The 12,977-nt window shown below is 61.0% G+C and carries 10 protein-coding genes; 7 read left to right on the top strand and 3 right to left on the bottom strand.

Annotated features, from left to right (window positions below):
• The first annotated feature begins 211 nt into the window (after positions 1 to 211).
• From ITX55_RS01915 to ITX55_RS01925, 3 genes are all read left to right on the top strand, one after another.
• Complete coding sequence (locus ITX55_RS01915) at positions 212 to 1,615, top strand: NAD(P)/FAD-dependent oxidoreductase (protein WP_108680768.1); 1,404 nt, start codon at positions 212 to 214, stop codon at positions 1,613 to 1,615.
• Entirely contained in the window at positions 1,605 to 2,828 is a 1,224-nt protein-coding gene (locus tag ITX55_RS01920; protein ID WP_182074715.1) for an FAD-dependent oxidoreductase, read from the top strand. The genes ITX55_RS01915 and ITX55_RS01920 overlap by 11 nt, the downstream gene beginning before the upstream one ends.
• Before the next feature lie 113 nt (positions 2,829 to 2,941).
• The gene (locus tag ITX55_RS01925; RefSeq protein ID WP_033643131.1) at positions 2,942 to 3,712 is read left to right on the top strand and encodes a DeoR/GlpR family DNA-binding transcription regulator; all 771 of its coding nucleotides are present in this window, start codon (positions 2,942 to 2,944) and stop codon (positions 3,710 to 3,712) included.
• 48 nt (positions 3,713 to 3,760) lie between these two features.
• Here the strand turns inward: ITX55_RS01925 and ITX55_RS01930 are convergent, their stop codons facing one another.
• The 3 genes from ITX55_RS01930 to ITX55_RS01940 all read right to left on the bottom strand — a co-directional run bounded on the left by ITX55_RS01930 (position 3,761) and on the right by ITX55_RS01940 (position 8,961).
• Positions 3,761 to 6,058, bottom strand: a complete 2,298-nt coding sequence (locus ITX55_RS01930; RefSeq protein ID WP_103681816.1) for an FdhF/YdeP family oxidoreductase — start codon at positions 6,056 to 6,058, stop codon at positions 3,761 to 3,763.
• A gap of 203 nt (positions 6,059 to 6,261) precedes the next feature.
• Positions 6,262 to 7,935, bottom strand: coding sequence for a gamma-glutamyltransferase (gene ggt, locus ITX55_RS01935; RefSeq protein ID WP_197755941.1), 1,674 nt, complete (start codon positions 7,933 to 7,935; stop codon positions 6,262 to 6,264).
• Positions 7,936 to 8,097: 162 nt separating this feature from the next.
• Positions 8,098 to 8,961, bottom strand: coding sequence for a LysR substrate-binding domain-containing protein (locus ITX55_RS01940; RefSeq protein ID WP_033650363.1), 864 nt, complete (start codon positions 8,959 to 8,961; stop codon positions 8,098 to 8,100).
• Positions 8,962 to 9,104: 143 nt separating this feature from the next.
• Here ITX55_RS01940 and ITX55_RS01945 point away from each other — a divergent pair, with 143 nt between their 5' ends.
• The 4 genes from ITX55_RS01945 to ITX55_RS01960 all read left to right on the top strand — a co-directional run bounded on the left by ITX55_RS01945 (position 9,105) and on the right by ITX55_RS01960 (position 12,976).
• Positions 9,105 to 10,244, top strand: coding sequence for an agmatine/peptidylarginine deiminase (locus ITX55_RS01945; RefSeq protein WP_108680762.1), 1,140 nt, complete (start codon positions 9,105 to 9,107; stop codon positions 10,242 to 10,244).
• A gap of 78 nt (positions 10,245 to 10,322) precedes the next feature.
• Positions 10,323 to 11,003 (top strand): bifunctional 2-polyprenyl-6-hydroxyphenol methylase/3-demethylubiquinol 3-O-methyltransferase UbiG, encoded by a 681-nt coding sequence (locus tag ITX55_RS01950; RefSeq protein ID WP_108680760.1) that lies wholly within the window; start codon positions 10,323 to 10,325, stop codon positions 11,001 to 11,003.
• 43 nt (positions 11,004 to 11,046) lie between these two features.
• On the top strand, positions 11,047 to 11,709 hold the full coding sequence (locus ITX55_RS01955; RefSeq protein WP_159085278.1) for a hypothetical protein: 663 nt from the start codon (positions 11,047 to 11,049) through the stop codon (positions 11,707 to 11,709).
• A 124-nt stretch (positions 11,710 to 11,833) separates the two neighbouring features.
• A complete protein-coding gene (locus ITX55_RS01960) occupies positions 11,834 to 12,976 on the top strand; it encodes an efflux RND transporter periplasmic adaptor subunit (protein WP_108680756.1) in 1,143 nt (380 codons plus the stop codon).
• Position 12,977: the final 1 nt, after the last annotated feature.

Genomic DNA, 12,977 nt, shown 5'->3' on the forward strand with positions numbered 1-12,977 from the left:
GTTGTGTGACTGTTTTAATAATCTATCTTCAATTTCACACACAAAAGCAACATAAATCACAAGATAAAATAACCCCGCGTGATCGACCTCATACTTTTTGCTTATCACCGCCTTTTGCGGCTTTTTTTTGGGAGTTATGTTGTTTTTGTCATTTCAAATGCGGTTATTGTGTGGTTTTATTGCGGTTATTACATCAAAACGGGACATCAGCATGATGGAAGAACAAACGGGTTGGGACATTGTCGTGATTGGCGGCGGTGTGGTCGGGTGTGCGGTATTCCGCAAATTCTGCCTGATGGGCGCCCGTACGCTGCTGTTGGAAAAAGGGGGCGATATCCTGTCCGGCGCCAGCAAAGCCAACAGCGCGCTGCTGCATACCGGCTTCGATGCGCCCAGCGGCAGCCTGGAACTGCATTGCATGCAGGCCGGGTACCGGGAATTTATCGCCATCCGTGAACGAATGAATCTGCCGCTGTTGCCCACCGGCGCGCTGGTCGTGGCCTGGGACGAGCAGCAGTTGGCGGCGCTGCCCGCGATTGTGCAACAGGCGCACGACAACGGCGTGCTGGACGTGGCGCAGATCGACGCCGCCGAGCTGTATCGCCGTGAGCCGCAGCTGGCGCCCGGCGCGTTGGCGGCGGTAGAGGTGCCGGGCGAGAGCGTGATCGATCCCTGGAGCACGCCGCTGGCTTACCTGACGCAGGGCGTTAAACACGGCGGCGACTATCGCTTCAATACCGAGGTGACAGGCGCCGAACGCTTGCCGACCGGCTGGCGGCTAACCAGCAACCGGGGCGAGTTTCACGGCAAAATCGTCATCAACTGCGCCGGCAATCAGGGCGACCGGGTAGAAAGTTTCTGCCATCAGCCCGAGTTTGAAATTCGCCCGCGCAAAGGGCAGTTCCTGGTGTTCGACAAGGCCGCCGCCGGGCAGGTCAACGCCATTATCTTGCCGGTACCGACGACGATCACCAAAGGGGTGCTGCTGTCGAAAACCATCTTCGGCAATTTGCTGCTCGGGCCGACCGCCGAAGAACAGCAGGATCGCGAGACGGCGACGGTGGACGAAACCAAAATGCGCGAGCTGATCGAACAGGGGACGCGATTGCTGCCCACGCTGGCGAATTACAGCGTCACCGCCAGCTATGCCGGATTACGCCCGGCGACTGAACAGAAACACTACCGCATTCAGCACTATCCCGATCGGCAGTGGATCTGCGTGGCGGGCATTCGCTCCACCGGCCTGACGGCGGCGCTGGGCATCGCGCAATATGTGGAACAGCTCTATCGCGACCACTTTACGCCGTGCTTCACGCCAAAAACGCCGGAGACCTTGTATTGGCCGCAAATGCCGATGCTTGCCGACTACGCGCTGCGCGATTACGCGCGCCCGGACAACGGCGGCATCGTTTGCCACTGCGAGCTGGTGACCCAGCGGGAGATCGAGGCGGCGTTCGATTCCGCCGTGCCGCCAGAGTGCATCGGCGGGCTGCGGCGCCGCACGCGCGTGATGATGGGGCGCTGCAACGGGTTTTATTGCAGCAGCCGGGTGGCGGAAATGGTAGGCGATCGTTTTGGCCAGACGCTGGCCGTAGGGAGCATTGATGAAAACTGAGTATCAGGTGGCGATTGTCGGTGCCGGGCCGGCGGGGATCGCGGCGGCGACCGCGTTGCGGCAGGCGGGGATCGAGGATGTGGTGCTCCTGGAACGGGAACGGCAGGCGGGCGGTGTGCCCAGACACTGTCGGCACCCCACCTTTGGGCTGCAAACGTTTTATAGGCCGATGCTGGGATCCACCTATGTCGATAAAATACTGGCGCGCGCCGGGCAGGTGGAGATCCGTACCGGCGTGACGGTGCTCGCCATCAAGCCGGACGGCGAGCTGACCATCACGGACTGCCGCGGCGTCAGCACCTTGAAAGCGCAGCGGGTGATCCTGGCGACCGGCGTGCGCGAGACGCCGCGCCATCCGCGTCTGGTGAGCGGGCTGCGGCCGCAGGGCGTACTCACCGCCGGTGCGCTGCAGCAGTTCGTCTATCTGCGCGGGCTGCAGCCGGGCAAGGCGCCGGTGGTGATCGGCACCGAGCTGGTCAGTTTCTCCGCGCTGTGGACGCTGCGTAACGCCGGCGTGCGCGCCGTCGCCATGATTGAAAGCGGCGGCAGACCCGTCGCCTGGCGTCTGAGCGCGCTCTATGCGCGTCTGATGGGAGTGCCGATCCACTACTATTCGCGTGTGACCGATATTGCCGGCCGCGATCGGGTTGAATCTATAGAAGTGGAAAATCACCAGGGGGAGAAACGGCGCATCGCCTGCGACAGCCTGATCTTCACCGGCCGCTTCACCGGGGAGTATACGCTGATCCGCCAGAGCCACCTGGCGCAGCGGCCGGACAGCGGCTGTCCGTTGACCGATCAGTTCGGCCGCTGTTCCGACGCCGCCTATTTCGCCGTCGGCAACATGTTGCACCCGGCGGACATGGGCGACCAGTGTTATCAGGAAGGGCTGCGCGTCGGCGAGGCCGTTGCCCATTCGCTGCAGCGCACGCTGCCGCCGGCGCGGCAAATCCTGCCGGTGCGGCACGACGAACGGATACGTCTGACTGCGCCCGCCCGTGTGGCGCTGATCGGCAATCCCGCCACGGTCACGATCAATATGCGCGTGGAACAGGCGGTGTCCGGTTCGGTGGTGGTGCGGCTGGGGGAGAAAGTGCTGTACCGCAAAACGCATCGTTGCCTGCCTGAACGGCGGATCCTGCTGCGCAATATCGTCTTGCCGGCCGAGGCTGAGCGTGATGCGCTGCACATCAGCATCGAATCCGCCGGGTGAACGACGGCAACGGCTTGCGTCTAACGCCCTGAAACCCGTAGTATTCCGTCAGTTAACGCCGCAAGTCTCGGCGTAGGCAGTCACTCTTACTAAAGGCAGCGAGTGTAATGTGAATGGATATCTCTAATTCCGTGGAAAGGCGCAATGAAATACTGGCGCTGATCCAGGCCAACGGCCGGGTTTACGTGAATGAGCTGGCGGATAAATTCCAGGTTTCGCAGGAAACCATTCGGCGCGACCTGAACAAGCTGGAAGACTATCGGCTGATCAAGAAGATCCACGGCGGCGCGGTGAGCAGCCAGTTTAAATTCGAGCATGAATTCAACGAGCGGGCCAAAATCGCCGAGGCCGAGAAGCGCGCCATCGCGGAGAAAGCGGCGACGCTGCTCCAACCGGGCGATACGGTGTTCGTGGATTTCGGCTCCACCACGCTGGAGTTTGCCCGGCAGTTGGCGACGATCGATCAACTGACGGTCATCACCAACTCGCCGCTTATCGCCAACGTCTGTCTGGAAAATGACTCCATTGACGTGGTGCTGATCGGCGGGCAGTTCATCGACTCCAAAATGGCGTGCCTGGGCGCGATCGCATTGAATAATATCGAGGCGTTTTTCGCCGACTACGCCATCATCGGCGCCGGCGCGGTCAATCTGCAGACCGGCGTGATGGATCAGAACGTCAATGAAGCGGCCATCGCGCGCAAAATGATTGCCCAGAGCCGCAAGTGCATCGTGCTGGCCGACGAAAATAAGCTGCGCGGGCATGCGATGACGCTGGTGGCCAAATGGCCCGAGGTCGATTATCTGGTGACCTCCGACAGCGGTAACGCATTAGAAGGCTTGGTTTTCCCCGCCAACGTTAATGTGTTGGTGGCGCAGGTCTAAAGGGGGAGAAGCCTTTCTCCATGCGGAGAAAGGCTCAAACCGCTTCCGTCAGGCGATATCGACCGCGCGCACCTCTTTGGATCTCAACTTCACGCGGATCGGCACCGATTTATACGAAGGCGTGCCGCTCTCCTCATCGATGTAATGCAGCGGCACCAGCACGTTGGCCTCCGGGTAGTAGGCGCCGACCGAACCGGCTGAGATGTTGTAGGCGATCACCGTGATGCCTTCCAGGCGCTGGGTGCTGCCGGGCAGCGCCGTTTCCAGATCGACCACGTCGCCATGTTCCAGCCCCAAACGTTGCAGATCGCTGTCATTCATGAACAGCACGTCGCGCCGGCCGAAGACCCCGCGGTAGCGATCGTCCAGAGCATAGATGGTGGTGTTGTACTGATCGTGGCTGCGCAGCGTGATCAGCCGCAGCGTGTCTTTGTCTGCTGTTGTCTCGTCCTCATGCAGCCCGCTGAATACGGAAAACATCGCCTTGCCCGTCGCCGTCGGCCACTGGCGCTCAGTCGGCGGCAGCGGCATGCGGAAACCGCCGGGTTGGCGAATGCGCGCGTTGTAATCGTCGAAGCCGGGGATGGTTTTTTCGATCAAATCGCGGATCACGTCGTAATCTTCGATCAGTTCATCCCAGGGCACCTTGCTGGCGGGCATCACCGCTTTGGCCATGCCGGCCACAATGGCGGGTTCCGAACGCAACAGCTCCGACGCCGGTTTTAATTTGCCGGACGAGGCGTGAACCATCGACATCGAATCCTCCACCGTCACCGATTGTCGCCCGCCGGCCTGCATGTCCAGTTCGGTACGTCCCAGACAGGGCAGAATGAGGGTTTCTTTCGCCACCAACAAATGGCTTCGGTTGAGTTTGGTGCCGATATGCACGCTTAATTCCAGCGCTTTCATCGCCGGGAAACTCTGCTCGGGGTCCGGCAGCGCCACGGCGAAGTTGCCGCCCAGGCAGATCAACGCCTTTGAGGCGCCGTCGATCATCGCCTGCATGCATTTCACGGCATCGTGACCGTGGGCTTTGGGCGGCGTGAAGCCAAACACCGTTTCCAGCTTCGCCAAAAAATCGGCCGAGGGTTTTTCGGTGATGCCGACGGTGCGGTTGCCCTGCACGTTGGAGTGCCCTCGCAGCGGGCAGATGCCGGCGCCCGGTTTGCCGATGTTGCCGCGCAGCAACAGCAGATCGGCAATCAGGCGTACGTTGGCGGTGCCTTTATTGTGCTGCGTAATGCCCATGCCGTAGGTCACGATGGTGGCGTTGGATTTCGCGTAAGCGGCGGCGACCTGTTCCAGATCCCGGCGCGCCAGGCCGCTCTCCGCCTCAATCGCATCCCAACCGGTGGTCTTCAGATCGGCGGCAAAATCCGCAAAACCTTCCGTGTGCTCGGCAATAAAGGCGTGGTCCAGCGCATTGCCATGTTCGTCATCCAACTGCAGCAGCGCTTTGGCGATGCCTTTGAGCGCCGCGGCGTCGCCGCCGGCTTTGACCTGATAGTAGGTGGAGGCGATAGGGGTCGAACTGTAGGTCGCCATTTCGATGACGTTTTGCGGATCGGTGAAACGCTCGAGCGCCCGCTCGCGCAGCGGATTGAACACGATAATCGGCACTTTTTTGCGCGCCAGTTCATGCAGCGTGCCCATCATGCGCGGGTGATTGGTGCCCGGATTGTGCCCGATGGAGATAATCAGCTCCGCGCTGTCAAAGTCGTCCAGGGACACGGTGCCTTTGCCGATGCCGATCGACTGGGGCAGGCCAACGCTGGTCGGCTCATGGCACATATTGGAACAGTCGGGGAAGTTATTGCTGCCAAATTCCCGCGCAAACAGCTGGAACAGATAGGCCGCCTCATTGGACGCCCGGCCGGAGGTATAAAACTCCACCTGCTCCGGCGGCAGCGTCTGCAAAACGGCGGCGATGCGTTGAAACGCCTCATCCCAGGCCAGCGGGCGCAGCGTGTCGGTCCCGGCGTCATAGAACAGGGGCGTGGTCAGGCGACCATAGTCCTCCAGTTCATAGTCGGTTTTCCGCAGCAGTGAGGTCACGGTATTTTGCGCCAGGAATTCGGCCGTCACGCGTTTGCTGGTCGCTTCCCAGGTCACGGCTTTGGCGCCGTTTTCGCAAAACTGGAAGGTGGATCGATGTTCTTTATCCGGCCATGCGCATCCCGGGCAATCAAACCCGTCGGGCTGATTGGTGCGCATCAGCGTTACCGGCGCCTCCAGGGTATCCATCTGTGTGCGCACGGCGATGGCCGTCGCTTTCAGCGCGCCCCAACCGCCGGCGGGCCCATCGTAGGGATGAACCCCGGGCACTGCTCGTCTTTTCGCCATTATTGATTGCCTCCGACACCGCTTACGATAAATGCAGGTGATTGATTTACTATGAATATTATCCTTATCGTCCAAGGCGGACCGCAGGCGCCGCCGTCGTTGAACGCAGGCCTGTCGATTCAGTATAGATGAGTGAAAAAGGAGACAGCGGCCATCTGTGCGGGGAGAGCGGCGGCCCGTCTAATCGGAGGCGGGCCGCCGGAGGGTTACTTTTTCACCACCAGCCCCACGCCGCGGCCGCGCGGATCGGACGCGGTTTCCGGCGTGCGGCCATCGATGCGGATAGCCTGAATATCCCCCATGTTCCAGCCCTGATCTTCGAGGGTGTAGCCCATGGCTTTCAGCTCGTCCGCCGGTTTGCCGGTCAGCGGCGCGAAGCTGTCGTAATAAACGGTGTCCTTCGGCAACAGTTGGTGATGCACGCGCTGGGCGGCCACCGCCTGCGCCAGCGGCAGATGGTAATCGTAGAGATTGTTGATCACCTGAAAGATCGAGGTGAAGATGCGCGATCCGCCCGGCGTGCCGATCACCAGGGTGACGTCGCCGTCGCGGGTGATGATGGTCGGGCTCATCGAGGAGAGCATGCGTTTGCCCGGCTCGATGGCGTTGGCGTCGCTGCCCACCACGCCAAAGGCGTTGGCGACGCCGGGTTTGGCGCTGAAGTCGTCCATCTCGTCGTTGAGCAGGAAACCGGCGCCTTTGACCACCACGCCGCTGCCGAAGTCCCAGTTAAGCGTATAGGTGTTGCTGACCGCGTTGCCGGCCGCATCGACGATCGAGAAGTGGGTGGTTTGGTGGCTTTCCAGCCCCGGCCGCACCTGCTCGGTCGGCGAGATCGCCGTCGGGTTGATCTCGGCGGCGCGTTTTTGCAGGTAGTCGGGGGCGATCAGCTGCGCTTCCGGCACGTTAGTGAAATCCGGGTCGCCGAGGTAGTCGGCGCGATCGGCGAACACGCGTTTTTCGATTTCCGCCAGCAGGTGGATATAGCGCGCCGAGTTGAGCGGCACGCCCTTGAAGTCGGCGGCGCGATCTTCTTTGATCCCCAGCAGCTGCGCCAGCGCGATGCCGCCGGAGCTGGGCAGCGGGGCGGTATACACGGTGTTGCCGCGCCAGCTGATGCGCATCGGTTCACGCCATTTCACCCGGTAGTCGGCCAAATCCGCCGCGCCGATCAGCCCGTTGTCGCGCTGCATTTGCGCCACCAGCAGGCGGGCGGTTTCGCCGTGATAAAAATCGTCGGCGCCCGATTTGGCGATGCGCTCAAGGGTGGCGGCCAGCTCCGGCTGTTTGAACACCGTGCCGGGCTTCATGGCGCCGAAATAGTCGCCGAAGTTGGTTTTACCGGCAAACAGCTTGTTGGCGTCTTCGCGGTACTGATACTGCTGATCCGCCACGGTGAAACCTTGCCGGGCGTAGCCGATCGCCGGCGTCAGCAGCTCGGCCCAGGGCAGCTTGCCGAAGCGTTTATGGGCTTCCCACAGCCCCAGCACGGTGCCCGGCACGCCGGCGGCGCGACTGCCCACCAGGCTGAGATTTTCGATCACTTCGCCTTTCTCGTTCAGGTACATAGTTTTGCCGGCGGCCTTGGGCGCCACTTCGCGGTAGTCGAGGAAATAGGGTTTGCCGTCGACGTACAGCGTCATAAAGCCGCCGCCGCCGATATTGCCGGCTTCAGGGTAGGTGACCGCCAGGGTAAAGGCGGTGGCGACCGCCGCATCAACCGCGTTGCCGCCGGCCTGCAGAATGTGCGCGGCGACTTTTGCGCCATACTGATCCGGAGCGGCGGCCGCGCCGGCGGTCAGATCGGCGGCAAAGGCGGCGGGAACGGCGCAGGCCAGGGTCACGCTCAGAGCTATCGTTTTCAATAAACCGGCAGACATAGAAGATCCTTTTAGCGATGTTCAGTTATCAGGTGAATTCAACTAATTATTTTTGAAACAGCGGGTTAGCGCGTTTTATTCGGGCTGTTGCGGCGCTTTATTGAAGGTAGCAGCGGTCAGGCGGGGCCGCCTGACCAGAGTAGCAAATCGTGATGTGGCGCGTTATGCGTCGGCCGGCAGCGTCGATTGCAGCCATTGGCAGAAGTGCCGGGCGAGCGGATTGTGTTCGCTGTCGCGATGCAGCAGCCACGCCCAGTTGGCGCCGCGCACGCGTTGCTCGGTTAACGGATGCAGCAACCCGGCGTCACGCGCTTGCTGCGCCAGCAACTGACTGACCAACGCGATGCCCAGCCCCTGGCAGGCGGCGTCCAGCAGCAGGCCGGGATCGGAGAAATTCAGCCCGCTGTCGCGCTGGCCGACGTGCGCGCCGCCCGCCACCGTCCAGTGACTCCAGTCCATTTCGCGTTCGCCGTGCAGCGTGACGCGCTGCTCCGCCGCCAGCGCCAATAGGCTGGGGTGGCAGGCGGGATAAAGCCGGTCGGTGCAGAGAACCTTAAAGGTGCAGTCCGCCTGCGCGCTGAGATCGTCGCGGATCGCCAAGTCGATGCTGTCCGTCGCCATATCCGGCGGCTCGAAGCTGGTGAAGAGCCACAGATCTATCTGCGGATGCCGCTGGTTGAACTCGCCCAGCCGCGGCGTCAGCCAGTGGCGGGCAAAGGCCGGCGTAGTGTTGACGATCAACTGATTGGGTTTGCGGTACTGGTCCAGACGACGAATGCCGACGGCCAATTGTTGCAGCATCACCTGCGCGGTGCTGAACAGATCGTGGCCGGCGTCGGTCAGCGTTACGCTGCGGCCGGTGCGGAAAAACAGCGGCTGTTCCAGAAACGCCTCGAGGCTGCGGATCTGCTGGCTGATCGCCGACTGGGTAAGGTGCAGCTCTTCGGCGGCCTGATGAAAACTGCCCAGACGCGCCGCCGCTTCAAAACCGCGCAATGCGCTTAACGGGGGCCAGTGTTTTAACATTATCAATAAGCCTGTCTAATCAGATATCCACTAAATATATCGTTTGTCGCAGCGGCAGGGGAAGACTAGCATGAGATTCAATTCCCGGAGAGCGAAAAAACCGGTTAACCAATTGAATTTAAATTAATTAAAAGGGGGCGTTTATGTCAACGCGTCGCACCTTTATCAAGCAGCTTTCGGCGGTGGCCGGCGTTGGCTTGACGGCATCATTGGGTATTTCGTTACGCGGTCACGCAAAAGCTGCGCTTAATCCGGCCTGGCGCTTGCCGGATGAAGGGGAACCGCAACAGCGGGCGTTTATCGCGTTCGGCGCGCAGCGCGCGATTTGGGGCGACTTCACGGCGGACGTGCGGGCGGCACAGGGGCGTATCGCCCGCGCCATCGCCGAATTTCAGCCGTTGACGGTTTTTTGCCGCGAGCGTGAACGGCAATTAGCCGAGGCCATCTGCGGTAGTCACAACGTCAGCTATGTCGTCACCGAGCTGGATGATATCTGGATGCGCGACATCGGCGCCAATTTCGTCGTCAATGATGCCGGCGAACTGGGCGCGGTGGATTTCAACTTCAACGGCTGGGGCGATAAGCAGCAGCATGCCAGGGATGCGCGTCTGGCAGGGTTTGCCGCCAGGCGATACGGCGTCGCTCAACCGCGCCGCAGCGCACTGGTAGGCGAAGGCGGCGGCATTGAAGTGGATGGGCGCGGCACCGGCATCATGACCGAGAGCAGTTGGGTGAATGCGAACCGCAACCCGGGCTGGAGCAGGGATCGGGTTGAGCAGGAGCTGAAGGCGATGCTCGGCCTGCGTAAAATTATCTGGCTGCCGGGCATTAAAGGCCGAGACATCACCGATGCCCACGTCGATTTTTACGCCCGTTTCGTGCGGCCGGGCGTGGTGGTGGCCAATCTGGACACCGACCCGACCTCTTACGATCATGCGGTCACCCAGACGCATCTGGCGATCCTCAAGACGGCGACCGACGCCGATGGCCGCACGCTGCAGGTGCATACGCTCTCGCCGCCGCAGGCACCGCGCGACAGCCGTTTCAGCCGACACAATCCCGATTTCGCGGCGGGCTACATCAACTATTTCGTTATCAACGGCGCGGTGATCGCCCCGGAGTTTGGCGACCCGCAGGCGGACAAGGCGGCGTTTGCGCTGCTGTCGGCGCTCTATCCTCAGCGCAAGGTGGTGCAACTGGAGATCGACGCGATCGCCGCCGGCGGCGGCGGCATTCACTGCGTGACCAGCCAACTGCCGGCGCCTGGCAAACCAGACCCGTGAATGTTCAAAAAATGCGCGTGCGGTTGTTTGTCATCATCGGGTGTGGTTGGCTGATCAGAGTCACCTAAGGAGGCCATAATGAACGACTCACCCTTGAGCATTCCCACCTGGTATCGCGATCCGCACGCAGAACAGGCTATGGCTGCAGGCCATGCGCCCATCTGGCGGCATCTGCTGAGCCTGGTGCCGGAACGCGAACTGTCCGGCGTCAGGGTGCTGGACTTCGGCTGCAATCAGGGCGGTTTTCTGCGCCTGTTGCATCAAATTCGGCCATTTAGTGAGGGGATTGGCGTTGATATCGCCCGCCAATCCGTCGAACAAGCCAACCGCCTGAAAGGAAACCTGCCGATCGTTTATCAGACCGACACGCGGTTGACGGGTTATGAGAACCACTGCGATATCGCCTTCAGTCATGAAGTCATCTACCTGATTGAAGATATCGCGCAGCATGCCGCCGATATGCTGCGGGTGCTGAAGCCGGGCGGCGTTTATTATGCGGTGACCGGTTGCCACACCGACAACCCGCTGTGGCCGCAATGGCGCGAAAGGGTGGCTGAACAGACGCATACCGTGGTGCAGGATCGTTCTCTGGACGATTATGCGCGTATTTTCTCCGCCGCGGGGTTCCAGGTCTCTGCCCGCAGGCTGGGTTTTTCCGGCTTCGTTCCCTATGAGCCGGACGGCTGGATGCCGACTGTTTCGGCAGCGATCGACTACTATTGGCACACCAAAACGGTGTTTAGACTGGTTAAACCCTAAAAATCCCACGCGGCGCTCGGTACGCCGCCGCTGACGAGATAAGATGACGAAATTTATGATGGACCAAGACGCTAAAACAATGGACTTTCGTTTAATCACACGGTTGTCCCTGCTTATGGGGGCGCTCTTGACGCCCGTTGGAGGGGCCACTGCGGCCATGCTTACGCTCGAGAATCAGGATCCGGCGGCGGTGTACCTTATTCAGGATGCGAAGCTGATTCAGGAGCGTGAGGGGGTGAAGATCGCCGAGCGCTCATACCGTTATTTCGAACTTAAGCTCGCCGACAATCTCCAGTATGAAGGTTATATCACCCGCTGCGCCGACGACTATGCCGATAAATTGAATGAACAAGATCGGCGTGAATTAAACCGCTGCACTGAGCAGGTGATCGACGACCTGGATCGGTTGATGGAAAAGACCGCCAACGTGACGTTCTACGATGGCGGCACGCAAAACGTTTATCGGGGCGAAGAACATTCAACGCCTTATTATTACTATTCGTTCGCCCGCGTGGCCAATTATTATCAAACCGACGATGGGCGCCATCCCCTGTATGGCCTGGTTTATCGCTGCAAGCAGCCGGCGAGCGATGCTCATCGGGAGCAAGAGCCTGATACAACTGAAGCGGCGCCGCCCCCGGCTGAAGTGGAACGCTTTATTGCATGGGCTAAAAACCGCTGCGCCAATGTGCTGAAACCACGCTGAACGAGATTGCGCCACCGTTTTCCGCTTCGAAAAGATTTTACGCAATCCTTACGCAACCCTTTCAGAAGCGCATTCCGGCATTCGATATATTGAGAATAGTCATTCTCAATAGGATCGTATTGCAATGCAGAGGAAAACGCTTTTGGCGCTGGGGCTTTCGCTGTCGCTGGCCGCCTGCGATGGGCAAAACGCCGGCGCGCCGACGGGCGCAGGCGGTGAACGGGAGGTCGGCGTCGTCACGTTGCGAGGCCAGTCTGTAACCCTGAGCAGCGAGTTGACCGGCCGGGTTAACGCCACCATGACCTCCGACGTGCGGCCGCAGGTCGACGGCATCATCAAGCAGCGGCTGTTTACCGAAGGGGCCGAGGTGAAAGCCGGGCAGGTCTTGTATCAAATTGACCCCGCCAGCTATCAGGCCAGCTACGATCAGGCCGCCGCCCAGCTGAAAAACGCTCAGGCCACGGTGCAATCCACCCGGCTCAAATCGCAGCGCTATGCGGCGCTGGTGAAAGAGAACGGCGTTTCCAAACAGGACGCAGACGACGCCAAAGCCGCGTATCTGCAGGCCGTGGCGTCGGTGGCGCAGTATCAGGCGGCGCTGGAAACGGCGCGCATCAATCTCGCCTATACCCAGGTGCGGGCGCCGATCGCCGGCCGCATCGGCATTTCGTCGGTGACGCCGGGCGCGCTGGTCACCGCCGGCCAGACTGATGCGTTGGCCACCATCCGCGCGTTGGATCCCATCTATGTCGATCTGACCCAGTCCAGCGCCCAGTTGCTTAAACTGCGCCGTCAGCAGGCCGCTTTGCAGCGCGGTGCGGTCACGCCGGTCGCCATCAAGCTGGAGGACGGCACGTCTTATGCCCACGCCGGCAAGCTGGAGTTGAGCGAGGTGGCGGTGGATGAGGCCACCGGTTCGGTCACGCTGCGCGCGGTGTTCCCCAACCCCGAACATGAGCTGTTGCCCGGCATGTACGTCCATGCCACGGTGGATAACGGCGTCGATCCCAAAGCCATCCTGGCGCCGCAGCAGGGCATCACCCGCAACGCCAAAGGGGAAGCCACCGCGTTGGTGGTAAACGAGCAAAACAAAGTGGCGCAACGCACCGTCAGCGCCGAACGGGTGGTGGGCAGTAACTGGCTGATCGACAGCGGGCTGAACGACGGCGATCGCCTGATCGTCGAAGGCACCAGCAAGGTGACGATCGGCGCTGCGGTGAAGCCGGTAGACGTCTCGGTCGACAAAACCCAACGCGGGGAGCAGTGAT

The organism is Serratia sp. EWG9, from assembly GCF_019913725.1.
Taxonomy (GTDB): domain Bacteria; phylum Pseudomonadota; class Gammaproteobacteria; order Enterobacterales; family Enterobacteriaceae; genus Serratia; species Serratia ureilytica.